This is a genomic window from Rhodococcus sp. WAY2, assembly GCF_009859915.1.
In the GTDB taxonomy this organism is placed as follows: domain Bacteria; phylum Actinomycetota; class Actinomycetes; order Mycobacteriales; family Mycobacteriaceae; genus Rhodococcus_F; species Rhodococcus_F oxybenzonivorans.
This window is the reverse complement of sequence record NZ_CP046572.1, coordinates 2,672,908-2,696,125: the sequence shown is the minus strand read 5'-3', so window position 1 is coordinate 2,696,125 and position 23,218 is coordinate 2,672,908. Positions and strand designations below refer to the sequence as shown.

The window sequence follows — 23,218 nt, the reverse complement described above, 5'->3', positions numbered from 1 at the left end:
CGTCAAGGACCGAGCGTGATCGTTGCGATCAAGCCCCGATGATCCGAACCGGCGATCACCACCGACTCGACCGACTGCGCCCGGGCCCCGCTCGTCACGATGTGGTCGATCGCGATCATCGGCGGAAACGGCTGCCGGTCTGCCGGATACGTGTTCTGGATTCCGGCACCCACCTGGTCGGCGGCGTCCCGGAAGCGGCCGCTCACCAGATTGCGGTACTTGACGTGATCGCGGGTGGAATTGAAATCGCCGCTGAGAATCACCGGACCCGAGTCCTCGGGGATCCCGTCGAGCAACGCCTTGATGCGGTCCATCTCCCCCGCCCACACCGCGGAATCCACCGGCCAGGGCGGAACGGGATGCAGAGCGTACACGGCGGCACTCGCGCCGTCCGGAAGGGTTATCCGCGCCGACAGCGCCGTCAGCAGGAACTCCTCGTGGTGTATCTGTTCGGACAGCGGATACCGGCTCCAGATCCCGGTTCCTACTCCGCCGGTCCCGGGCCGCAGAAACGAGTAAGGCAACACAGACGAGATACCCGACGCCTCGAGCCGCCCGACAGCCTCGGGCGTCAGTTCGTTCACGGTAACGACGTCGACGTCGTTGTCCTCGATCTGCCTCCTCAGCGAATCGGGATCAGCGTTGCCGAGCCAGATATTGGCTTGCATCACAGTCACTTCCGGACCAGATGCCGGCGCCGAGCCGTTCGCCAGATAGAGCGGCGCCTGCGACAGCGTGGCTACCGCCGCGACTGTCAGGGCCACGCCGAATCCGACCCAGTGCCGCGTCACTCCGAGAACCAGCACCCCGACCGCGGCCGCGGCCATCAAATAGGGGGCGGCCGACGCCAGCACGAGGAGTCGTTGGTTGTGCACGTCGAGGAATCGGAGCACCACACCGAACACCCCGACGAGCACCGCGCACCACCCGAGGGCAGTGAGCGCTCGCACTCCCCAGGCGGCGATCACCCGCCGAAGACCCTCTCCACCACTGCTTTGGCCCGTCGGGTGACGCGCAGGTAATGGTCGAGGAACCCGCCCGCGTCGTCACTACCCCAGCCGGCAATCTGTGCGACCGCGGACAGGACGCGACCGGAGCCGGGCAGCTGGTCGGTGGGCTTACCGCGCACCAGCACCAGGCAGTTGCGGGCTTTCGTCGCCGTGATCCACGCGTCGCGTAGCAGTTCGACGTCCGCCTCACTGAGCAGTTCTGCGGCCCCGATGGCGTCGAGAGTTTCGAGGGTCGACGTGTTGTGGAGCGACTCGATGTCGTGGGCGTGGCGAAGCTGGATCAGCTGCACAGTCCACTCGATGTCGGCGAGCCCGCCGCGGCCGAGTTTGGTGTGCGTGGCGGGGTCGGCGCCGCGAGGCAACCGCTCCGAGTCGACCCGCGCCTTGATGCGCCGGATCTCGCGTACCGCCTGCTCTGACACCCCGCCTTCGGGGTAACGCGTCTTGTCGATCATGTGCAGGAAGCGCAGTCCGAGGTCGGCGTCGCCGGCAACGTGGTGTGCTCGCAGCAGCGCCTGAATCTCCCAGGCCTGCGCCCACTGTGCGTAGTAGGCCTCGTACGACGCGAGCGTGCGCACGACGGGACCGCTACGACCCTCCGGCCGCAACCCGGTGTCGACCTCGAGTGGTGGATCCGTGCTGGGCGCACCCAGGAGCGAGCGCACCTTGTCGGCGACTCCGTTGGCCCACTTGACGGCGACGGTCTCGTCGACGCCCTCGCGGGGCTCGCACACGAAGAGCACGTCGGCGTCGGATCCGTAGCCCAGCTCACCGCCACCGAGCCGGCCCATCCCGATCACCGTGAACGTTGCGGGTGCCGGTTCGCCCAGCTCCTTCTCGCTCGCGTTGATCACCGAGGTCAGCGCGGAGTTGAGGACGGCCGCCCACACCGAGGACAGCGCCCGGCACACCCCGGGCACGTCGAGCATGCCGAGAATGTCGGCGGAGGCGATCCGGGCCAGTTCGTACCGGCGCAGGGACCGCGCGGCCGCGATGGCGCGCGCCGGATCGTCGTGGCGTGCCGACGCCGTCAGAATTCCCCGCGCGACGTCCTCCGGTTTCGATTCCAGCAGGCGCGGGCCGCCCGGGGAATCGGCAAACAACCGCACCACATCGGGGGCCTTGATCAGCAGGTCTGGAACGTAGGCCGACGAACCCAGCACGGTCATCAGTCGCTCGGCCACGGACGCCTCGTCACGGAGCAGACGCAGGAACCATGTCTGGTCGTTCATCGCATCCGACAGCCTGCGGTAGGCGAGCAACCCCGCGTCGGGGTCCGGTGTGTCACCGAGGAATTCGAGCAACGTCGGCAGCAGCAGCGCCTGGATGCGGCCCTTTCGGGACGCACCGCTCGTGAGCGCCGTCAGATGTCCGAGGGCGTTCTCGGGTGCCGTGTATCCCAGCGCCGCCAACTGCCGGATTGCCGCGTCGGGACTGAGCCGCAGAGCATCCTTGTCGATCCGAGCCACCGATTCGAGCAGTGGGCGGTAGAACAATTTGGCGTGCAGGCGCCGCACCCGGTGGGCGTTGCGCTTGATTTCGGCGTTGAGGACGCCGAGGGCATCCTTGCTGCCGTCCGGCCGCATGTGGGCGGCCCGCGCCAGCCACCGCAATGCTTCCTCGTCCTCGGCGGGCGGAAGCGTGTGGGTGCGTCGCAACTTCTGCAGTTGCAGCCGGTGCTCGAGCAGCCGCAGGAATTCGTACGACGCAGCCAAATTCGCGGCGTCGTCGCGCCCGACGTACCCGCGCGCGGCGAGCGCCGTCAAGGCGTCGATGGTGCTCTGCACGTGGAGCGCCTCGTCCGCACGTCCGTGGACCAGCTGGAGCAGCTGCACCGCGAACTCGACGTCCCGCAGGCTGCCCCGGCCCAATTTGAGCTCCCGCTCGCGCAGTTCGGGCGGAACCATCTCCTCTACCCGCCGGCGCATGGCCTGCACCTCGGGAACGAAATCTTCCCGCTCGGAGGCCGTCCACACCATCGCGCTGAGGGCCTCGACGTACTGCCGTCCCAGCTCGAGGTCGCCGATCATCGGCCGAGCCTTGAGGAGCGCCTGGAATTCCCAGGTCTTGGCCCACCGCTTGTAGTAGGTGACGTGAGATTCGAGGGTGCGGACGAGTTCGCCGCGTTTACCCTCGGGTCGCAGTGCCGCATCGACGTCGAAGAAGGCCGTCGATCCGATGCGCATCAGCTCACCCGCGATCCGGCTGGCGATCGCATCGGCGGGCTCGGCGACGAAGACCACGTCCACATCGCTGACGTAATTCAGTTCGCGTGCACCACATTTGCCCATCGCGATCACGGCGAGCCGCACCGGGCAGGGCGCTTCCGGACACACTGTTGCGACGGCGACTGCGAGGGCGGCATTGAGTGCGGCGTCCGCCAGATCGGACAACTGACGCCCGACGGTCTGGTACGGAAGTACCGGTTCGTTCTCGACGGTGGCCGCGAGGTCCACGGCGGCCAGGAGCATGAGCTGGTCACGGTACGACTTGCGCAATGCGGCGACAGCGTCCGAGCCCGTCACGGCGGCCCGGTACAGATTCGCCTCGGGATGAACGCCTTCCTCCGGGTGGGCGTCGACGGACGCTAACATCCGGGCGTTCGCCTCTTCCCTCGTCGGCAGGGTCACGTCGCCGGCGAGATTGGTCCACAGCGCGGGGTCCGCTACGAGATGATCGCCGAACGCACTGGAAGCACCCAGCAAGCCGAACAAGCGCCCGCGCAGGGCCTTGTCGGTCCGCAGGGCTTTGTCGAGGGCTTCCCACCCGTCGCCCAGACCGTCCTTCATCCGCACCAACGTGCGGAGCGCGAGGTCGGCGTTGGCTGCACGGGAGAGGGACCAGAGCAGCTCGACGCTGCCCTCGCCTACCCAGCCCAGATCTCGAAGTTCGGCGGGAGCGGTCGGTTCGACGAGGCCCAGTCGACCCGGGCCGGGAACGGCAGAACGCGCTGCCGGAGGCTTCACCATGTTCTTGCTCACAACCCCAGATACGTCTTGAGTTCGAACGGCGTCACGTGGCTGCGGTACTCCTCCCACTCGCGACGCTTGTTGCGGAGGAAGAAGTCGAACACGTGCTCACCGAGTGCTTCGGCGACCAGTTCGGACTTCTCCATTTCCCGCAGCGCCCCGTCGAGGTTCCCGGGGAGTTCGCGATACCCCATGGCGCGCCGCTCGGCCGATGTCAACGCCCACACGTCGTCCTCGGCCTCCGGCGGCAGTGCGTAACCCTTCTCGATACCGCGCAGTCCCGCAGCGAGCAGGACCGCGAAGGTGAGATACGGGTTGCACGCCGAGTCTGGGCTGCGGATCTCGACGCGACGCGACGACGCCTTGTTGGGCGTGTACATCGGGACACGCACGAGCGCCGACCGGTTCGACGGACCCCAGGAGGCCGCAGTCGGAGCTTCTCCACCGTGGATGAGCCGCTTGTACGAGTTCACCCACTGATTGGTGACCGCACTGATCTCATTGGCGTGTTCGAGGATGCCGGCGATGAACGCCTTCCCGGTCTCCGACAGCTGCATCGGATCGTCCGGGTTGTGGAACGCGTTGGTGTCGCCCTCGAACAGGCTCATGTGCGTGTGCATCGCCGAGCCGGCCTGATCGCTGAACGGCTTGGGCATGAACGTGGCCCGCACCCCCTCGGCAATGGCGACTTCCTTCACCACGTACCGGAAGGTCATGACGTTGTCGGCCATCGACAGGGCATCCGCATACCGCAGGTCGATCTCCTGCTGGCCGGGGGCCGCCTCGTGATGGCTGAACTCGACGGAGATTCCCATCGACTCGAGCGCGTCGATGGCGTGGCGGCGGAAATTGGGGGCAGAGTCGTGGACTGCCTGGTCGAAGTACCCACCGGAGTCTGCGGGCTTCGGCGGCGTGCCGTCGATCGGCCCGTTCTCGAGCAGGAAGAACTCGATCTCGGGGTGCACGTAGCAACTGAAGCCGAGGTCGCTGGCCTTGTTCAGCTGCCGTCGCAGCACGTGCCGCGAATCGGCCCAGGACGGGGACCCGTCGGGCATGGCGATGTCGCAGAACATGCGGGCGGAGTGCTGATGGCCCTTGCTCGAGCTCCAGGGCAGAACCTGGAACGTGGAGGCGTCCGGCTTCGCGACGGTGTCGGCTTCGGACACCCGCGAGAACCCTTCGATCGCGGATCCGTCGAAGCCGATGCCCTCCTCGAAGGCACCTTCCAGTTCCGCGGGGGCGATCGCCACCGATTTCAGGTATCCGAGAACATCCGTGAACCACAATCGGACGAACCGAATGTCGCGCTCTTCCAGGGTGCGAAGCACGAATTCCTTTTGGCGATCCATGTCCGCGAGAGTAAGCAAAGTTCGTTAAATCTGTGTTACTTCGTGAATTCACCCGGCTACGATTCCGCATCGTGCCAGCGTGTGGCCACCTCGACCCCTCGCCGCGGACGCGCGTGTCAACAGGTGAGGTCGGCGGGCGGCGGCTCGAGGGTCACGAAATAGTCGATGACGGCGTCGTCGACGCATGCTTCGCCATCGAGAACGACGGTGTGCTGAGTGCCCCGGTACGTGATCAGCGCGCCGTTCATCTGCTTCGCCAGGTCCACTCCCGCTTGATAGGGAGTGGCCGGATCCTCTGTGGTCGAGACCACTACGATCGTCGGGATTCCGGGGGCGTCCACCGTGTGCGGTGCACCCGTGCTCGGTACCGGCCAGAACGCGCAGACGTCGAGCGGCGCGTTGCCCGTGCCGCGACCGTCGTCGAGGAACGGAGCCGCCTGCCGGTACCGCAGATCGGCCTCGCCGACCTTCGCGCGATCGGTGACCGGCGGATCGTCCACGCACCGGATGGCGTTGAAAGCGTCGTTGAGGTTCGAGTAGCTGCCGTCGTCCGCCCGGCCCTCGTACAGATCGGCCAGCATCAGCAGCGAATCCCCGGTGCCCGTCCGCAGACTCTGCAATCCGCCGCGCAGCGGTCCCCACAGGTTGGGTGAGTACAGCGCCTGCTGGACGCCGGTGATCGCGTCGGTGTAGCTGAGTCCTCGTGGATCGGTCGTGGCCGCCGGCTTCGCGATCAGCGGATCGACCAGAGCGCGAAAGTTCTCGTCGGCCTTCGCCGGGTCGGTGCCCAGGGGGCAATCCTGCTGCCTCATGCAGTCCGCGACGAAGGCGTCGAATGCCTTCTGGAAGCCTTCGGCCTGCAAGATGACCTCGTCGGTCGGATCCTGCTCGGGGTCGAGGGCGCCGTCGAGCACCATCGCCCGCACGTTGCCGGGGAACGTCTCCGCATAGGAGGACCCCAGCCGGGTGCCGTAGGAATATCCGAGGTAGTTCAGCTTCGCGTCGCCGAGCACTGCCCGGATGACGTCCATGTCGCGGACGACGTCGTAGGTGCCCACGTGGGCCAGTACGTCCGGACCTGTCCGCTCTGCGCACTTGGCCGCGTAATCACGGTTCTCCGCTTCGGTTTGCGCGATCCCGGCAGGGCTCATGTCGACGTCGTCGTCCCTCCGCTTGGCGTCCACCTCTGGGTCGGTCAAGCAGGTCACTGCCGGGGTGGATGCGCCGACACCGCGCGGGTCGAATCCGACGACGTCGAACTTCTCGGCGAGTTCGGTGCCGTCGGCCACGGATGCCAGAGCCAGACCGGATGCCCCGGGACCGCCGGGGTTGACCAGAAGAGACCCGAGTTTCGGTCCACCCGCCCGCGAACGGGAGATCGCGATCTGCGCCGTGGCGCCGCCCGGGTCCGCGTAGTCGTTGGGCACGGTCACCTTGGCGCAGTCGAGGTTGTCCCCGAGCGGTGTGCCGTCCGTGCTGTATCCCTCGCACGAACCCCAATTCACCTGTTGCGTATAGAAGGCCTCCAGTCCGTCGGGAGCGGACGCTCCCGGCGACGCCGCAGAAGGCGAGGGCTCGGCGACGGCCTCGCCGGAATCCCCTCCACTCCCACTGCATCCTGCGAAGACGAGGACAACGGCGACGGCACCCGCGAACGCGGCCGGCACGCGAGCACTGCGAGACATACGACGATCGTGCCAGGGTTCACCGGGTGCGTGCCTCGAGGGCAGGTCAGACCCCGGAGATCGATGTGACCTATCGCACCTGCGCCGGGGGTTCGCACCCCCATGGCCCGGTGGCAGACTGTAGGCGTCATCACCCGCACCCGGGGACCCGCCAAGGGCCTCGAGGCCAGAAAGGGACAACGATGTCCGATAGCAAGACTTCCGAGAGCACGTCCGAGAATCGGCTCTACGGATCAGCCCCCTCCCCCGACGCACCCCGACGCAAGACCCGGACCCACCACCTGCAGGCCATGAAGGCCGAAGGCGAACGCTGGGCGATGCTCACCGCCTACGACTACTCCAGCGCCCGCATCTTCGAGGAAGCCGGCATCCCGGTCCTGCTGGTCGGCGATTCCGCCGCCAACGTCGTCTATGGGTACGAGACCACCGTTCCGGTCACCGTCGACGAACTGCTTCCCCTGGTACGAGGTGTCGTTCGCGGCGCACCCCACGCCCTCGTCGTGGCCGACCTCCCGTTCGGCAGCTACGAGAGCTCGCCCGAGCAGGCCCTGGCCACCGCCACCCGGTTCCTGAAGGAAGGCCTGGCCCACGCCGTCAAGTTGGAGGGCGGCGAACGCGTCGCACCCCAGATCGCCGCAATTACCGCCGCGGGTATTCCCGTCATGGCCCACGTCGGCTTCACTCCGCAGAGCGTCAACTCACTCGGCGGCTTCCGGGTGCAGGGCCGAGGTGACGCGGCCGAGCAGTTGGTGGCCGACGCCATCGCCGTCCAGGAAGCAGGCGCTTTCTCGGTCGTCATGGAGATGGTGCCCGCGGAAATCGCCGGGCAGGTCACCCGCAAGCTCACCATCCCCACGGTCGGCATCGGTGCCGGCGCCGAATGCGACGCCCAGGTGCTGGTGTGGCAGGACATGGCCGGTTACACCAGCGGGAAGACGGCGAAGTTCGTCAAGCGCTTCGGCAACGTCGGTGAGGAGCTCCGCGCGGCAGCCGCGGCCTACGCAGACGAGGTACGTTCGGGCGCCTTCCCCGCGGATGAGCACAGCTTCTGATCTCTTCTCATCCGGTTCGGCTCCACAATTCGAGAGAGGTGTTCATGCGAGTACGACGTGCGTCGCAGACCGGCCACCGTCGCCGCCCCGGCCGCACTCGCGGCCGGGGCGGTCGCACTCGCCGCGCTCACGGGGTGCGCGGGACAGGGCACCGCACCCGCGCCCCAATCCGCTGTTCCCACCAGTTCCCGCGCCGCCCCGCCGGGAGTCGCTGCGGTCCCGGGCGGAGTGACCGAGGCCCAGGCCACCCAGTTGTGCCGGGATCTCGAGGGGCAGCTGCAGAGCTGGCGTACGTACACGCCGACCATCGGGAAGACCGGACTCAACGGGCTGGTCGGCACGTGGATCGCGCAGAACAACCTCAATGCCCTCGACTTCCTGCAGGATCGCGGTCGCATCGACGTGATCACGACGGCGGCCTGCCCGGACATCCGTCAGGAAGCCGTGACCGCGTTGGAGATACCCGATCTGGCGTCCGGCCTGATCGGGTTCTGAGGTGTCCGGCGAGCAGGACCTGCGCACTCTCTACCCCGAGATCCAACCCTTCCGGTTCGGGCATCTCGATGTGGGTGACGGCCAGCAGGTGTACTGGGAACTGAGCGGCAATCCCGACGGAAAGCCCGTCGTCTTCCTGCACGGCGGCCCGGGCGGCGGCACCGATCCTGCGTATCGGCAGTTCTTCGACCCAGCCGCGTACCGGATCGTTCTGTTCGACCAGCGCGGGTGTGGTCGTTCCACACCACACGTCGCCGACGGGGCCGATCTGTCGGTGAACACGACGGACCGCCTGCTCTCGGACATCGAGATGCTGCGTGATCATCTGGGCGTGGAGCGGTGGCAGGTGTTCGGCGGTTCGTGGGGTTCCACCCTGGCCCTCGCCTACGCGCAGAAGCATCCGCACCGGGTCACCGAATTGGTGCTGCGAGGAATCTTCCTGCTGCGGCGCAGCGAGATCGACTGGTACTACAACGGCGGTGCCGCACATCTCTTTCCGGAACGGTGGGAGCAGTTCCTGGCGCCTGTTCCCGAGCAAGAGCGGGACGGCGATCTGGTGGAGGCCTACCACCGGCTGCTGCACGCCGAAGATGTGGAGATTGCGACGCGGGCCGCGATCGCGTGGTCGGCCTGGGAAGGGGCGACCAGCTCGCTCCTGCCCAAGCCGGAGCGGATCGCCGAGAGTTCGGAGCCTCGGTTCGCACTCGCGTTCGCCCGCATCGAAAACCACTATTTTCATCACCGCGGGTTCCTCGACGAGGGACAGTTGTTGCGTGATGTTGCCAGGCTCGAGGGGATTCCCGGGGTGATCGTGCAGGGTCGTTACGACGTGGTATGCCCGGCGACGAGCGCGTGGGCGCTGCACCAGGCGTGGCCCGGCTCGCAGCTCGACATCGTCGGCGATGCCGGTCATTCAGCGATGGAGCCGGGGATCGTCGACCGTCTGGTACGGGCCACCGACCGGTTCCGCCCGTAACTACGCCGGGTAGCTGAACTCGACGGACCGCTTGTGGACGTCGGCGGCGACGAGCCGGATCTTGACCTGCTCCCCTTCCGCGGGATCCCCGACGCACTTGCCCATCACCGACACGGAAGGGACGAACACGTCGGCGGTGCGCTTGCCGTTGCGTGAGCGGAGAACGGTCGCATCGAACACGTCCCCCACCCGGTCGGCGAGCACTGTCGCCTCGGCAAGGTCGATGCAGGCGCGTTCCACCTTCCCGGCCAGCGTGTCGGAGCCGCCCATGATCTCGGGCATCGACCCCAGCGCGCCTCGCACCCACGTCGGGACCGCGGCGCCGGACGCTATGGCCAGGCACACTTCCGTCGAATAGCGGTCCGACAGCCGCCGCAGCGGTGCGGTCACGTGTGCGTACGGGGCGCCGATCGCCGCATGCACGGTGAGCTCCGGAACGCTGCCGTCGAAAGCGGCGTAATCGGCGCCGCGCAGCAAGGACGGGGCCTCGGTCATCAACACGAGCGTCGGCGCCGAATTGGGGTCCAGCCCGGCCAGCATTTCGCCCACACCGACGTCGCGTGGCCACTCGATGCCCAGTGCCGCCGCGGTGCGTCGCAACGCGGCGACGGCGTCGGGTCCGGCGGGCGGCAACGTCCGCAGCAGCCCGATCCTCGCGTCGATCATCATGGCAGCGGCGCACATTCCGGTGAGCAAGGACACCTCGGCGTTCCAGTCGTCGGCCTCGGTGCGCGGCGCCAGATCGATGCGCCACCCCTCGCCGTCCGGTACCACGTCCTGTTCCGGAAGTCGCAGCTCGATGGCACCGCGCGCCACCGCGGCTGCGGCGCGAAGCCGGCCGAACTCGGGCAGCGAGGTGATGGACGGGTGCAATCGGCCCGCATCCGAATCCGCCTGGACCCCGGCATAGTCGAGCCGCGCCACCGAGCGGACGGTCGCGCGGGATACCGTCCACGACACCGGTGCTGCCTGTTCGTCGAGCTCGATCCGCCACAGGGCTGCGGGGCGGATCTGGTCCGGCAGGAGGCTCGCCGACCCCTCCGACAGCTCCTTCGGGTGCAACGGAACCTTGCCGTCCGGCAGGTAGAACGTCTGGCCCCGCTTGCGGCTCTCCACCTCCAGGGCACCACCGGGTTCGACGACGGCGCCGACGTCCGCGATCGCATAGTGCAGGACGAATCCGTCCGCGGTGCGCTCGAGGTGGAGGGCCTGATCCAGGTCCATCGACTCCGGCGGGTCGATGGTCACGAGGGGCAGATCCGTGCGGTCCTCACGCTCGGCGGAACACCGGTCCGTAGCCCGCACGGCCTCGGCCACCGCCTCGGGCGGATAACCGTGCGGAAGGTTGAACTCCTCGCGCACGGCACCGAAATCGATCCCGTGCGCGAGAAAGCGAGTGATCGGCACCGTAGGTAGCCCCTTTCACGCCGTAGGCACCCTGACGGTGCGCGCTGTCAGTTGTTCCATTCCTCTTCGGCGCGGTCAGCCGCCTTGTTCCGCTCGGCGGCGATCTGCAGCGCCTTCTCGGCCGAAGCCCGGTCGGGGTACGGGCCCATCCTGGACATCGACGAAGCCGCCTTCCCCTGCGTGACGGATCCGTCGTCGACGTTGTAGTACCAGAGTTGATCTTCGTCAGTCATGTTCCCAGTGTCGCACCGGCGGGACGTCTGGAGTTGTGGATCATGCTCAGACTGTTACCCTCGGGGCCTGTCCGGTGATTCGTTCCCCGGCGCCGGTACGTGCGGTGTCGTGGCAGCGTGTCCCGCGTGCAGTGCCCGAACAGAGAATGGAGCGAGCATGTCAACGATCATTTTTGATCAGCTACTTCCCTACCTCGGCGCCGAAGGCGCCTCCTACTGGGCCCAGCTTCTGATGGTCGATCCCGTCTGACGGGATGCCGGTCAGCTGATTCGAACGAAGCCCCCGCCGAACTTCTCGGCGGGGGCTTCGCCGTTGCCGGAGGCGTAGAGTTCCGGCCGTTTCACTGCGCCCGGCGCCCGTAGTCTCTCTACGCTGTCATGATGGCAGTCAATCGAGCGATCGAGGGACGGGTCTATCCGCCCACCGAGCCGTACCTCGTCGGCCGTGAGAAGATTCGCGAGTTCGCACGGGCCGTTTTCGCCACCAACCCGACGTCCTACGACGTGGAACGCGCCCGAGCCGCCGGACACGCTGATCTCGTTGCGCCGCCGACATTTCCCGTCATCGTGCAGGAGCGGGCCCTCGCACAGTTGGTCGCCGATCCGACCACGGGAATCGAGCCCGTCAACCTGGTGCACAGCACTGAACAGGCGTCGTCCTTCCGCCCCGTAGTCGCCGGCGACGAGTTGTCGGCGGTATTGACCGTGACCGAGGTGGCCCCGAGAGGTCCCCACACCCTCATCGTGGCCGGCATCGACATCACCGACGCGAGCGGTGCTGTGGTCAGCACCATGACCTCCAGCCTTTTCGTGCGAGGTGACCAGTGAGTTCGCCCGAGCGAATCCTGCTGGGCGACACTGTCGTCAAGGCGCGATACCACCTGACCCGCGAATCACTGGTTCGCTACGCCGGCGCCTCCGGCGACTTCAATCCGATTCACTATCGGGACGACGTCGCCGCGACGGTCGGACTTCCCGGTGTCCTGGCTCAGGGGATGCTCACGCTGGGGCTCGCCACTCAGTGCGTCGTCGAGTGGCTCGGCGACCCTGCGCGAATCACCGGCTACCGGGCCCGCTTCACGAAGCCGGTCATCGTTCATGCCGAGGACGGTGCGGTCGTCGATGTGGTCGCCAAGGCCGCTCGCGTGGACGACGAAGCCGGCAGCGCCCGGATCGATCTGACCGTGACCTGCGACGGCCATACGGTGCTGGGCAAGTCCCAGGTGTGGATTTCGCTTCGCTGAGGGCGTACCGGTCAGCGCGGCGCAGAGGATGTCGCCGAGCTGCCGCCCAACAGAATGGTGCCGATGAGATCGGGGTCGTCGCTCATCGGAACGTGACCGATTCCGGGGAGCACCAGTAGCCGGGCCTGCGGGAAGGATTTGCGCACGCGTCGCGCCTGATACACCGGCAGGATGAGGTCGCGCCGGCCCCACGCCACGGTGACGGGGACGGTGGCGTCGACGACGGGCGGCAGCGCGAACGACGCCGTCAGTCCCTGGTCGACCAACACGTTGGTGGTGAGGGATCGGGCGTCGATCACGGCATCCTCGTACGGTACGTGGCTCGGCCTGGCGAAGAAGGCGGCCAGCGACGGATAGCGGACTGCGCGGTAGCTCAGCGCCTTCGGCGCATTCTCCCCCATTGCCCTCGCCACCTTGCGGAGCGCACGGAAGGTGTAGATGGTGCGCGCCTGATCGGCCTTGTTGACGAAGAACCCGGCCGGCGAGAGGGCGGTGGCGGAGGCCACCTCACCCCTGGCCGCGAGCGCGAGGGAAAGCCAGCCCCCGAGAGAGTTCCCGGCGATGTGTGCGCGTTCTCCCGGCGGCGTCACCGACCGGACGAACCCGCTCAGCTCCTCGAGGAGGGCGGCCATCGCATCCACACCGTCGTGCTCGAGAGCCGGGCACTCCCCGTGGCCCGGAAGATCCACCGTGACCACCCGGCGATATGGCGTCAACTGGTCCAGCAAGGCGTTCCACGCCTGGCGGCGATGCACCACGCCGTGCACGAGGACGAGCGTGGGGCCGGAGCCGGCGATGTCATGAGGCAAGTCCATGGGCAGATGTTAGCGCTCCCACCGGTAACACTTACAGCTCCCGGAGAAACGAGGAGCGCGGACGAGTTGGCGTATAAGCCGGATCCTGTCCCCGGCACCGAAATGCCGGGTGGCGACCATCCATCTGGGCACACCGTCGCCGGGTACCTCGAGCGGTTCACCCGCAGGCTCGGGCGAGCAGCCCTCGAACACCTGCGCAACCGCACCGGGACCCCGAAAGGCCTGGTGCGGTCTTCAACCTTGCTCCGGGCGGGGTTTACCTAGCCACCCCGGTCACCCGGGGTGCTGGTGCGCTCTTACCGCACCGTTTCACCCTGACCGACGCACATCCCGAAGGGGTGTGACGTCGGCGGTCTGTTTTCTGTGGCACTGTCCCGCGAGTCACCTCGGGTTGCCGTTAACAACCGCCCTGCTCTGTGGAGTCCGGACTTTCCTCGGCCCGGGGCCTGTGCATCTGCATGCTGGTTCCCCGTGCCGCGGCCGCCCGGCCAACTCGTCCGCCCGATCAGGATACGCGTCACGCGCTCGGCCTCCGAACTCGCGGTGTCGTGCCTTCGCACTATGGTCGGACTCATGACTCGATACGTCGCCCTTCTGCGTGGGATCAATGTGGGTGGCATCAACATCAAGATGGTGGATCTGCGCCGCACCTTCAGCGATCTGGGTTTCGAGAACGTGAAGACGGTGCTCGCGTCCGGCAACGTGCTGTTCGATTCCGATCGCACCGACGTCCCCACGTTGAAGAGCGAGATCGAGAAGGCCTTGAGGGCCGAGTTCCATTACGACGCATGGGTTTTCGTTTTTGACCTCGAGACGGTCCGAAGGATCGTCGACGACTACCCGTTCGATCCCGAGCGGGAAGGCTGGCATCCGTACGTGCTCGTGACGCCTGATCCCGACGTTCTCGCGGGGCTGATCGCCAAGGGCGAGGAACTGGATCCGGCAGTCGAGCGAGTCCAGGCCGGGAACGGGGTCCTGTACTGGGAGGTCGAACGCGGGATGACGCTGAAGAGCGCGTTCGGCAAGAGCACGGGCACACCGCGGCTCAAGGGGTCCACGACGACTCGCAATCTCCGCACCTTGCAGAAGCTGTTGAAGTAATTCGGCGGTGACAGTTCTGGCAGCGGCCTTGGTCGCCGTAGTCCTCCTGTTCGCGGTCGTCCGCCCGTACCGCCTCCCCGAGGTGGTGGTGGCCGCCCCGGCCGCTGCCGTCGCCGTCGGGGTGGGTCTGGTGACGCCGTCGCAGGCCTGGGACGAAATACGGGAGATGGCGCCGACCGTCGGGTTCCTCGCCGCAATCCTCGTCCTGGCGCACCTGGCGGACGCGATGGGTGTATTTGCCTGGATCGCGAGCCGGTTACGGCGCGGCGCGCGAGGAGAGCCGACACGTTTGCTGACGCTGGTGTTCGGCGCCGCCGCGCTCACCACGGCGGTCCTGAGTCTCGACGCCACGGTGGTGCTTCTGACGCCTGCGGTCATCGCCACGGCACGTGCGTTGCAGATGGACCCACGGCCACATTCGTATGCCACGGCGCATCTGTCGAACACCGCGTCGACACTCCTGCCGGTGTCCAACCTGACCAACCTCATCGCGTTTTCCGCGACGGGGTTGACCTTTCTCCACTTCACCGCGGTGATGGCGCTGCCCTGGATCGTGTCGGTCTGCGTCGAACTGGCGCTGTTCCGTGCGTTCTTCCGGCGGGAACTACTCGCTCGGCGAGGCGCCGAACCGGCGGCGGAACGCGATGTACCCGCACCTACTGCGGCGTTGGCGATCGTGGGGGCAACGCTGGCGGGTTTCGCTGTGTCCGGCGTCGTCGACGTCGCCCCGGCATGGGTGGCGGCTCTCGGAGCGTTCGCTCTGGGTGTCCTCGCCCTGCGCGAGGGGCGAACCAGGATCCGTCACATCCTCTACGCGCTGGACGCGTGGTTTTGCCTGTTCGTCCTTCTCCTCGGCGTCGTGGTGGCGGGGGTGGCGAACGGTCCGATCGGTCAGTGGATCAGCGAGCGGCTTCCCACCGGCGCCACCTTCCTCGGCTTGCTCGGAATGGCCGTGGTGGCGGCGGTGGCGGCCAACCTCGTCAACAATCTTCCGGCGACGCTTCTGCTGCTGGCCGGGCTGGGCACTCAGGCCCCACCCGGCCTGGTTCTTGCGATGCTGCTGGGTGTCAACCTCGGCCCCAACCCCACCTACGTCGGCTCGCTGGCCATCATGCTGTGGCGGCGGGTGTCCGCGCGCGCCGGTTCGCCGCCCGAGTTGCGGACGTTCACCGTCCTGGGCCTCGTCACCACGCCGCTGACACTGCTGTCCTCCGTCACCGCGCTGTGGCTGGTCCTGCGGTGAGCCGGGTCAGAGGTGCGAGGTGTCGTTGACCAGGCGTACCGACGAGCCGCCGTCGGGGTAGAACTCGGCGATGCTCAGCGACGCCAGATCCAGGTGCAGTTTGTACAGCAGCGACGGTCCGGCAGCGAGTGCCAGCTGGAGTAGCGTCTTGATGGGGGTGACGTGGGTGACCACGAGGATGGTCGAGCCCGCGTAGGAGGAGGTCAGGTCTTCCCGCACCCGCTCGATCCGCTCGCGCACCTCGTCGAAACTCTCCCCGGACGGCGGACGCACAGACGTGTCCGACAGCCAGCTGCGGTGAAGTTCGGGGTCGCGCGCCGCGGCCTCCGCGAACGTCAACCCTTCCCACTTCCCGAAGTCGGTTTCGGTGAGACCCTCGTGCACAGTGACGGGAAGCCCGAGCGCTTCGGCAGCCGCGGCCGCGGTCTGCTGCGCGCGCCCCAGCGGGGAAGAGACGACCGCCGCGATTCCGCCGCGCCCGGCGAGACGTTTGGCGGCGCCCCCCGCCTGCGCCTGCCCCAGTTCGGTGAGCGACGGGTTGCCGCGCCCGGAGTAGCGGCGGTCGACGGACAACGCCGTCTGCCCGTGCCGCAATAGCAACATTCGGGTGGGTGCACCGTGTGCGTCCATCCAGCCCGGCGCGGCGGGGCTGGATGGCGCCGGCGCCGGCGCCGGCGCCGGCGCCGGGGAGGGTGGCGCCGAGGAAAGTGTGGGAGACGGCACGCCCTCGGCCGCATCCATCGCCTCGTTCGCGAGGCGGTCGGCATGCGCGTTCTCCGCCCGCGGAATCCACGTGTACGTCACCTGCTCGAACTGTCCGGCAAGGTCGGCGGCGCGTCGCTGCAACGGAATCATGTCCGGATGCTTGACCTTCCAGCGCCCGGACATCTGCTCGACCACCAGTTTCGAATCCATCCGTACCTCGACCGCGGAGGCACCGAGTTCGGCCGCCGCTCCGAGACCGGCGATCAGTCCCCGGTATTCGGCGACGTTGTTGGTGGCGACACCGAGGCTTTCCTTCCGCTCCGCCAGAACGGTGCCGTGTGCCGAGTCGAACACGACGGCGCCGTAGCCGGCCGGCCCGGGGTTGCCCCGCGACCCGCCGTCGGCCTCGACGACCACCCGCTCGACACTCACAGACCGGACTCCTTGGTACGCACCAGGATTGCCCCGCATTCCGGGCACCGCACCACGACGTCCGGTGCGGTGGCGGTGATGCGCGAGATCTCGCCGCGGTCCAGTTCGATACGGCATGCGCCGCACCTCCGCGCCTGCAGCAGTGCCGCGCCGACACTGTTCTGCTTACGCTGCTTCTCGTAGATCGCGATCAGGTCGGCGGGGAGCTGCTCCGCCAGTGTGGTCCGGTCCGCCGTGCACCGCTGCTCCGCGGAATCGAGGTCGGCCACCGCATCGTCGCGGCGGCGTCGTGCGTCAATCAGTTCGTCCTCGATCTGCGAGAGCTGGGCACCGGCATGGTCGTGATCGGACTGGGACGCTTCACGCCGTTCCATCACTTCGAGCAGTTCGTCTTCGAGGAGACCCTGCCGTCGGACCAGGCTGCCGAGTTCGTGTTCGAGTTCGGTGAGCTGCTTCGACCCCACCGAGCCGCTCTGGAGCAGCGCGCGGTCGCGATCCTCACGCTTGCGCACCGCGTCGACCTCGCCCTCGAGTTTGCGAATGTCGCGGTCGAGGTCGTCCAGGATGATCTCCACGGCCACTGCCGCATCCTTGCGGGTGAGTCGTTCGGCCTCGAGCCGCTCGACTTCCTGCTGTTCCGGGAGCGCGGTGCGGCGGTAGGCGATCCTCGAGAGCTCCGCATCGACGCCGGCGAGGTCGAGGAGCTTGGACTGGACCTGTGGTTCGACGTTCACGCGTGGTAACTCCTGCTGTCTTCTGTGAAGGGTTCTTCTCTGGAGATGTGTAGGCCAACCGTACCCCGGCCGTGGGCGTCGATCGGCGCTACCGCGAGCAGTCCGATGTCGCGCCGACCGACCATGGATCGGTCCGTACCTGCGACACCCGCGCCTGCCATCCGGGCCCGTCACCGAAGGCGTTGTCCAGTACGCCCTTCGCCTGCGCGCACCAGGGCTGCTCACTGGCCCAATGGGCGACGTCGATCAGCGCGGGACCGCCAGCGCGCAGGTGCTCGTCGGCGGGATGGTGACGCAGGTCCGCGGTCACATATGCGTCGACGCCCAACCGGGCGACGGCGTCCAGGAAGGAGTCGCCCGATCCCCCGCACACAGCGACCGTGCGTACCGTCGCGTCCGGGTCGCCGGCCGCCCGCACTCCCCACGACGTTGCGGGAAGAGCGTCGGCGACCTGCTGGGTGAAGGTCTTCAGCGACACCGGTTCGGGTAGTTCGCCTACCCGGCCCAGTCCGCGTGGTCCGGGAAAGGTGGCGGTCTCGAAGACGTCGAACGCGACCTCCTCGTAGGGGTGCGCGGCCCGCAGCGCGGCGAGCACTCCCGCTCTGATCCGCCGCGGCGCGATCACCTCGATCCGGCTCTCCTCGACGAGTTCGAGCTCCCCGACCGAGCCGAGGGCGGGTTGCGCGCCTTCCGTCGGAAGGAACTGTCCCTGCCCGGTGACCGACCAGCTGCAGTCTCGGTAATTGCCGATGTTGCCTGCTCCCGCGTCGAACATCGCACGGCGGACCTTCGCAGCATCGTCGACCGGCACCGGCACCACCCATTTGTCGAGTGGCTCGGTGGGCTGCGGCTCGATCGGCCCGGTGACGTTCAGACCCAGCGCCTCCGCCAATGCGTCGGACACGCCGGGGTCTGCGGAATCCGCGTTGGTGTGCGCGGTGAAGAGGGCGCAGCCCGCCTTGATCAGCCGGTGGATCAACGCACCTTTGGGCGTGTGCGCGCCGACGGTGTCCACACCGCGCAGCAGCAACGGGTGGTGGACGAGGAGGAGGTCGGCGCCCGCGTCGACGGCCTCTGCGACCACCGCAGCCGTCGGGTCCACCGCAATTATCACCGTGGTGACGGAGTCCTCGGGGTCGCCGCAGACCAGGCCGACGGAGTCCCACGACTCCGCGAGGGCCGGCGGATAGGCGTCGTCCAGGACCGCGATGATGTCACGGAGACGAACAGGGTTCACAGGATCTCCTTCATCGCGTCGATCAGGACGTCGGTCTGCTCGCCGGGCCGCACCGCGACCCGCAGGAAGTTCGCGTCCAGCCCCGGGAAGGTGTCACACCGCCGGACTGCGATGCCCCGCTCCCTGAGGTGCTTGCGCATCAGTTCGCCGTCGGGAAGTCGCAGCAGCAGGAAAGGAGCGAATGCGGGCTGGTGCACTGCCACACCGAGGTCGCGCAGTCGCCGGATCATGTCGTCCCGCCAGGAGCCCAGGAGCACGGCACGGTCCCTGGCGGCGGCGACGGCGGCGGCACTACTGCAGGCCGCTATCGCCTCCACCTGCAGGCTTCCCAGCGGCCAGTGGGCCCTGCCCACCTGCAGTCGCTGGAGAAGCTCGGGCGGCCCGAGGACGTACCCGCAGCGCAATCCCGCAAGCGCCCAGGTCTTGGTGAGGCTGCGCAACACCAGGACGTCGGGCAGCGACAGACCGGCCAGCGACTCCACTTCACCGGGCACCGCGTCTGCGAAGGCCTCGTCGACTACAAGAATTCGGCCGGGACGGCGCAACCGGAGAATGTCCTCGGCGGGGTGCAGCACCGACGTGGGATTGGTCGGATTTCCGACCACGACGAGGTCCGCCGAGTCGGGCACCGGCGCCTGCTCGAGTCGGTACGGATCCTCGAGCAGTACCTGCGTGACAGGAATCCCGGCCTCCCGCAGTGCCCATTCGGGCTCGGTGAACGACGGATGAAACAGTGCTGCCTGCCGCACACCGAGCCGGGGCAGCAACGAGAAGCCCTCGGCCCCACCCGCGAGGAGCAGTACCTCGTCCGGTGACCGTCCGTGCCGCTCGGCGACCGCGGTGCGGGCGGCGAGGTCGGCGGCCACCGTCGGGTACGTGCCCAGACTCCCGAGCGCGTCGGCGAGGCGGCGGCGCAACCATTCCGGTGGGCCGTCGCCTTGCACGTTCACTGCGAAATCGAGCAGACCTGGGCCCGCTTCCACATCTCCGTGATGACGCAGGCTCTCCCGGCTACCGGCACGAATGTCCACAGCTGTCGAGCCTAAGGGACAATGGTCCGGTGACTTCGCTCTCCACCGCCCCGTCGGCCCTGTCCGCCCAGTCGACCCTGTCCGCCCCCTCGGCCCTGTCTGCGCCGATCGTGCTGTTCGACCTGGACGGCACACTCACCGACTCGGCTCCCGGTATCCACGGCGGTTTCCGCCACGCGCTCGCCACCATCGGGCAGCCGGAGCCGACCCCGGAGATGCTCGACAACGTGATCGGGCCGCCGATGATCGACACCTTCCGTTCACTGGGCCTCGACGAGGCCGATGTCCAGCGCGCACTCACGGCGTACTTCGACCGCTACGACAGTGTGGGGTGGGCGGAGAACTCCGTCTTCGACGGCATCGCGGACGTGCTGGCCGGCGCCCGCGACAGCGGCAGGCGGCTCGCCGTCGCCACGTCGAAATCCGAGCGGTTCGCCGTCCGCATCCTCGAGCATTTCGAGTTGGCCCACTATTTCGAGTTCATCGGCGGCGCCAGCAACGACGGGCAGCGCCGCGCGAAGGCAGACGTGATCGCGCACTCTCTGCAGGCCCTGGGTGTCTCCGCCACCGAGGGTGCGACGTCCGATGTGCTGATGATCGGCGACCGCGACCACGACGTGCTCGGTGCGGCGCGGTGGGGTATTCCGGCGGTCTTCGTCGAGTGGGGGTACGGTTCGCCGGCCGAGGCCTCGGGTGCGCACCGTTCGGCGCGCACGGTGACCGAGCTCGGGAAGATGCTCGATGGCGCAGCCTGACCCGCGGTTGCACGTCACCTTCGTGTGCACCGGCAACATCTGCCGCTCCCCCATGGCCGAGAAGATCTTCGGCGAGCATGTCAGACGCGCAGACCTGGACCACCGGGTCAGGGTGAGCAGCGCCGGCACGCACGGCTGGCACGTCGGCCGGGAGGCGGACCTCCGGACCAACGAGATCCTGAAGCGCAGCGGGTACCCCACCGGCCACACCGCTGCCGAGGTCGGGCCGTACCACCTCGGCGCCGACCTCGTCGTCGCCCTGGCGGCCAATCACGATCGTGAACTCGCTCACCTCGGCGTACCCGAGGAGCGTCGCCGGCTGCTGCGCAGCTTCGACCCGGACGCCGACTCCCCGTCCGTCCCCGATCCGTTCTACGGCGGTCTCGAGGACTTCGAACGGGTGCGCCGCCAGATCGAGGCCGCGGTGCCCGGACTGCTCGAGTGGGTCCGCGGTCGCTGACCCGCGATCAGGGGTCTCACCTGCGAGCGGCTACCGTGGAAGGGTGCGAAGGCTGAGATTTCTGTTGCGACCCGGCTGGTTGGTGTTGGCCGTGGTGGTCGCCGGATTCGCATTCATGTGCTTCTACGTACTGGCGCCATGGCAGCTCGGCAAGAACACCTCGACGGAACACCGCAACCAGCTGATCGCCGAATCGGTGGAGGCCGAGCCGGTGTCGCTGGAGAGCCTGATCCCGGGGTCGGCGCCGAATCCGGACGACGAGTGGCGCCGCGTCACCGCCACCGGCTCGTACGTGCAGAACAGCGACATCCTCGTCCGGTTGCGGTCCATCGGTTCGGAGCCCGCGTATGAGGTACTGACACCCCTGCAGCTCACGGACGGCCGCGCCATTCTCGTCAATCGCGGATACGTGCGACCGGTCCAGGGAACCCAAGCGCCCCCCGTCGGACCGCCCCCCGCAGGACAGGTCACGCTCGACGGGCGCATCCGCAAGTCGGAGGGCACCGTCGCCGGGAAGGACCCGATCACGGAGAACGGGCTGCGGCAGGTCTACTTCATCGACGCCGGTCAGATCGGCGACTTCATCGGCATCGACCTTCTCGACGCCTACGTGCAGTTGGAACCTGATCAGCCCGGCGGACTGGGCACCATTCCGCTCCCCCAGCTCGACGCCGGCCCCTACCTGTCCTACGGACTGCAGTGGCTGGCGTTCGGGATCATGGCTCCCCTGGGATTGGCGTACTTCGTCCGCGCGGAATTGCGGGAACGTCGCAAGGAGAAGGTTGCCGCAGGCGGCACGTCCCCGGCGTCCGCCCCCGTTCCCGCCCCGAAGAAGACGCCGTTCACGCGGGCCAAGCCCGCCGACTCAGCCCCGCGGACGGCGGCGGAAGCGAAGATGGCCGACCGCTACGGCAAGAGCCGCTGAGGCACACGCCGCACCGCACTGGACCGCGATCGACAGCCGCACCGCACGGCGCAGGTCGGTAGGCGTGGGCACACGGCCACTCCCCAGCTGCGGGCGCATCTCGATTCCGTGCGCATACTGGGTCCGGCCGCCGAGGGAAATCCCGAGAGCGCCCGCGGTCGCGGCTTCCACGACGCCCGCGTTGGGACTGGGATGCCCCGCCGCATCCCGGCGCCATGCCGTCCACGCCTGCCTCGGCGAACCATCCACTGCCGGGGCCAGCGCCACGGTGAGAGCGCCCGTCAGCCGGGCGGGCAGAAGGTTCAGAACGTCGTCGCCGCGCGCCGCGGCCCACCCGAAATTGCGGTATCTCGGCGAGCGATACCCGACCATCGCGTCCAGTGTGTTGAACGCCCGGTAGACGAACAGGCCGGGGATGCCTGCCAGCGCACCCCAGAAAAGTGGTCCCACTGCCGCGTCGGATGTGTTCTCCGCCACCGACTCGAGCGTCGCCCGCGTGATCCCCCGGGCGTCGAGCACGCTGGGATCCCGGCCGCACAGGGACGGCAACAGTTCGCGGGCGTCGGTGAGGTCGTCACCCGCGAGGTGTTCGGCCATCGCCGCGCCGGTGCGGCCGAGGGACGTTCCGCCGAGCACGGCCCACGTCGCGATCGCGGTCCCGCCTGCCTCGCCTGCCCAGCCTCCCTGCCCCGCAGCCCGCGCGGTGACCACCCCCAATGCTCCGACGACGCCCACGAGCACCGCTGCATGCAGGGCGCCCGACAGCCGCGAGTCGCGGTAGGTGGCTTTCTCGCATGCTGCTGCCGCCCTGCCGAATCCGGACACCGGATGCCACCGGGCCGGGTCGGCCAGCAGTCGGTCGGCGCCGAAGCCGAGCAACAGGCCTACTGCACGCGCGGTGCCGGGGCGGGAGGTTGGATACACGCCGCTATTTGTATCAACTAACGTTGCAGGGGAGTGAAGGAGCGTCCATGAGTGCCGTGATCGACGAGTATCTGGCCGGGAAAGATCCGGACGCCACGGAGCGTCTTCTGCAGTTCCGGGACCTGGTGCTGGCCTGCGGTGAGGTGGACGAGCGAGTGCACAGGACCGAGATCGCCTGGGCGCGCACCCGCGTCTTCGCCGCCGCGTTCATCTACTCGTCCCGACTCGAGATCGCCCTCGACCTTCGTCGACGCGTGCACCACCCGCAGCTGCGCGACGCTTTCCCCACCACCAAAACGGTGATCACGCATCGGCTCACGATCACCGCCGACGGCCAGCTCGACGACACCCTCGCCGCGCTTCTGACCGAGGCCTACGAGACGGTCGGCCCGGGCACCCGCGCGCGGTAGCCGCTGCGCGCGGGAGCCGCGACGCA

The 23,218-nt window shown here is 68.0% G+C and carries 23 protein-coding genes and 1 other RNA gene; 11 read left to right on the top strand and 13 right to left on the bottom strand.

Annotated elements, in window-relative coordinates:
* Positions 1–2: 2 nt before the first annotated feature.
* The 4 genes from GFS60_RS12500 to GFS60_RS12485 form a co-directional block, all read right to left on the bottom strand.
* Entirely contained in the window at positions 3–968 is a 966-nt protein-coding gene (locus tag GFS60_RS12500) for an endonuclease/exonuclease/phosphatase family protein (protein WP_159921609.1), read from the bottom strand.
* Complete coding sequence (locus tag GFS60_RS12495; RefSeq protein ID WP_159921607.1) at positions 965–3,979, bottom strand: bifunctional [glutamine synthetase] adenylyltransferase/[glutamine synthetase]-adenylyl-L-tyrosine phosphorylase; 3,015 nt, start codon at positions 3,977–3,979, stop codon at positions 965–967. Before GFS60_RS12495 ends, GFS60_RS12500 begins: the two co-directional genes overlap by 4 nt.
* An 8-nt stretch (positions 3,980–3,987) precedes the next feature.
* Positions 3,988–5,328 carry a glutamine synthetase family protein gene (locus GFS60_RS12490; RefSeq protein ID WP_109329144.1) on the bottom strand — a complete coding sequence of 447 codons (1,341 nt, stop codon included), beginning with the start codon at positions 5,326–5,328 and terminating at the stop codon, positions 3,988–3,990.
* 116 nt (positions 5,329–5,444) lie between these two features.
* Entirely contained in the window at positions 5,445–7,013 is a 1,569-nt protein-coding gene (locus tag GFS60_RS12485) for an alpha/beta hydrolase (protein WP_159921605.1), read from the bottom strand.
* 182 nt (positions 7,014–7,195) lie between these two features.
* On the opposite strand from GFS60_RS12485, the gene panB reads away from it, so the two are divergent.
* Genes panB through pip form a run of 3 tightly spaced genes read left to right on the top strand, consistent with a single transcriptional unit; the run spans position 7,196 to position 9,536 of the window.
* On the top strand, positions 7,196–8,065 hold the full coding sequence (panB, locus tag GFS60_RS12480) for a 3-methyl-2-oxobutanoate hydroxymethyltransferase (protein ID WP_159921603.1): 870 nt from the start codon (positions 7,196–7,198) through the stop codon (positions 8,063–8,065).
* A 57-nt stretch (positions 8,066–8,122) separates the two neighbouring features.
* Positions 8,123–8,560, top strand: coding sequence for a hypothetical protein (locus tag GFS60_RS12475; RefSeq protein WP_236603444.1), 438 nt, complete (start codon positions 8,123–8,125; stop codon positions 8,558–8,560).
* A 19-nt stretch (positions 8,561–8,579) separates the two neighbouring features.
* Positions 8,580–9,536 carry a prolyl aminopeptidase gene (gene pip, locus GFS60_RS12470; RefSeq protein ID WP_159927110.1) on the top strand — a complete coding sequence of 319 codons (957 nt, stop codon included), beginning with the start codon at positions 8,580–8,582 and terminating at the stop codon, positions 9,534–9,536.
* Here the strand turns inward: pip and GFS60_RS12465 are convergent, their stop codons facing one another.
* Positions 9,537–10,937, bottom strand: coding sequence for an RNB domain-containing ribonuclease (locus GFS60_RS12465; protein WP_159927112.1), 1,401 nt, complete (start codon positions 10,935–10,937; stop codon positions 9,537–9,539).
* Positions 10,938–10,990: 53 nt separating this feature from the next.
* On the bottom strand, positions 10,991–11,176 hold the full coding sequence (locus GFS60_RS12460; protein WP_109329136.1) for a hypothetical protein: 186 nt from the start codon (positions 11,174–11,176) through the stop codon (positions 10,991–10,993).
* A 381-nt stretch (positions 11,177–11,557) separates the two neighbouring features.
* Between GFS60_RS12460 and GFS60_RS12455 the strand changes: the two genes are divergently transcribed.
* Entirely contained in the window at positions 11,558–12,004 is a 447-nt protein-coding gene (locus tag GFS60_RS12455) for an FAS1-like dehydratase domain-containing protein (protein ID WP_159921601.1), read from the top strand.
* The gene (locus tag GFS60_RS12450) at positions 12,001–12,420 is read left to right on the top strand and encodes a MaoC/PaaZ C-terminal domain-containing protein (protein WP_109329134.1); all 420 of its coding nucleotides are present in this window, start codon (positions 12,001–12,003) and stop codon (positions 12,418–12,420) included. The genes GFS60_RS12455 and GFS60_RS12450 overlap by 4 nt, the downstream gene beginning before the upstream one ends.
* Positions 12,421–12,431: 11 nt before the next feature.
* On the opposite strand, the gene GFS60_RS12445 is transcribed toward GFS60_RS12450, so the two are convergent.
* Positions 12,432–13,235 carry an alpha/beta fold hydrolase gene (locus GFS60_RS12445; protein ID WP_159921599.1) on the bottom strand — a complete coding sequence of 268 codons (804 nt, stop codon included), beginning with the start codon at positions 13,233–13,235 and terminating at the stop codon, positions 12,432–12,434.
* 58 nt (positions 13,236–13,293) lie between these two features.
* Positions 13,294–13,731, bottom strand: an RNA gene (gene rnpB / locus GFS60_RS12440) — RNase P RNA component class A.
* Positions 13,732–13,808: 77 nt separating this feature from the next.
* Between rnpB and GFS60_RS12435 the strand changes: the two genes are divergently transcribed.
* Positions 13,809–14,336 carry a DUF1697 domain-containing protein gene (locus tag GFS60_RS12435; protein ID WP_159921597.1) on the top strand — a complete coding sequence of 176 codons (528 nt, stop codon included), beginning with the start codon at positions 13,809–13,811 and terminating at the stop codon, positions 14,334–14,336.
* 7 nt (positions 14,337–14,343) lie between these two features.
* Positions 14,344–15,579, top strand: coding sequence for an SLC13 family permease (locus GFS60_RS12430; RefSeq protein WP_159921595.1), 1,236 nt, complete (start codon positions 14,344–14,346; stop codon positions 15,577–15,579).
* Positions 15,580–15,585: 6 nt separating this feature from the next.
* Here the strand turns inward: GFS60_RS12430 and GFS60_RS12425 are convergent, their stop codons facing one another.
* The 4 genes from GFS60_RS12425 to cobC form a co-directional block, all read right to left on the bottom strand.
* On the bottom strand, positions 15,586–16,716 hold the full coding sequence (locus GFS60_RS12425) for a bifunctional RNase H/acid phosphatase (protein WP_159921593.1): 1,131 nt from the start codon (positions 16,714–16,716) through the stop codon (positions 15,586–15,588).
* Positions 16,713–17,450: a zinc ribbon domain-containing protein gene (locus GFS60_RS12420; protein WP_159921591.1), complete on the bottom strand. Its 738-nt coding sequence runs from the start codon at positions 17,448–17,450 to the stop codon at positions 16,713–16,715. The genes GFS60_RS12425 and GFS60_RS12420 overlap by 4 nt, the downstream gene beginning before the upstream one ends.
* Before the next feature lie 88 nt (positions 17,451–17,538).
* Entirely contained in the window at positions 17,539–18,687 is a 1,149-nt protein-coding gene (locus GFS60_RS12415; RefSeq protein WP_159921589.1) for a Nif3-like dinuclear metal center hexameric protein, read from the bottom strand.
* Positions 18,684–19,718 carry an Rv2231c family pyridoxal phosphate-dependent protein CobC gene (gene cobC / locus GFS60_RS12410; RefSeq protein WP_159921587.1) on the bottom strand — a complete coding sequence of 345 codons (1,035 nt, stop codon included), beginning with the start codon at positions 19,716–19,718 and terminating at the stop codon, positions 18,684–18,686. The genes GFS60_RS12415 and cobC overlap by 4 nt, the downstream gene beginning before the upstream one ends.
* 29 nt (positions 19,719–19,747) lie before the next feature.
* Here cobC and GFS60_RS12405 point away from each other — a divergent pair, with 29 nt between their 5' ends.
* From GFS60_RS12405 to GFS60_RS12395, 3 genes are read left to right on the top strand one after another with little or no spacing between them, the layout of a single operon-like run.
* The gene (locus GFS60_RS12405) at positions 19,748–20,473 is read left to right on the top strand and encodes an HAD-IA family hydrolase (RefSeq protein WP_159921585.1); all 726 of its coding nucleotides are present in this window, start codon (positions 19,748–19,750) and stop codon (positions 20,471–20,473) included.
* Positions 20,460–20,933, top strand: coding sequence for a low molecular weight protein-tyrosine-phosphatase (locus GFS60_RS12400; RefSeq protein ID WP_159921583.1), 474 nt, complete (start codon positions 20,460–20,462; stop codon positions 20,931–20,933). The genes GFS60_RS12405 and GFS60_RS12400 overlap by 14 nt, the downstream gene beginning before the upstream one ends.
* Positions 20,934–20,976: 43 nt before the next feature.
* Entirely contained in the window at positions 20,977–21,858 is an 882-nt protein-coding gene (locus GFS60_RS12395) for an SURF1 family cytochrome oxidase biogenesis protein (protein WP_201453559.1), read from the top strand.
* Here GFS60_RS12395 and GFS60_RS12390 read toward each other — a convergent pair.
* Entirely contained in the window at positions 21,799–22,782 is a 984-nt protein-coding gene (locus tag GFS60_RS12390; RefSeq protein ID WP_159921581.1) for a cobalamin biosynthesis protein, read from the bottom strand. The two genes, GFS60_RS12395 and GFS60_RS12390, sit on opposite strands and share 60 nt — an antisense overlap.
* Positions 22,783–22,829: 47 nt before the next feature.
* On the opposite strand from GFS60_RS12390, the gene GFS60_RS12385 reads away from it, so the two are divergent.
* A complete protein-coding gene (locus GFS60_RS12385; RefSeq protein ID WP_159921579.1) occupies positions 22,830–23,192 on the top strand; it encodes a DUF5655 domain-containing protein in 363 nt (120 codons plus the stop codon).
* Positions 23,193–23,218: the final 26 nt, after the last annotated feature.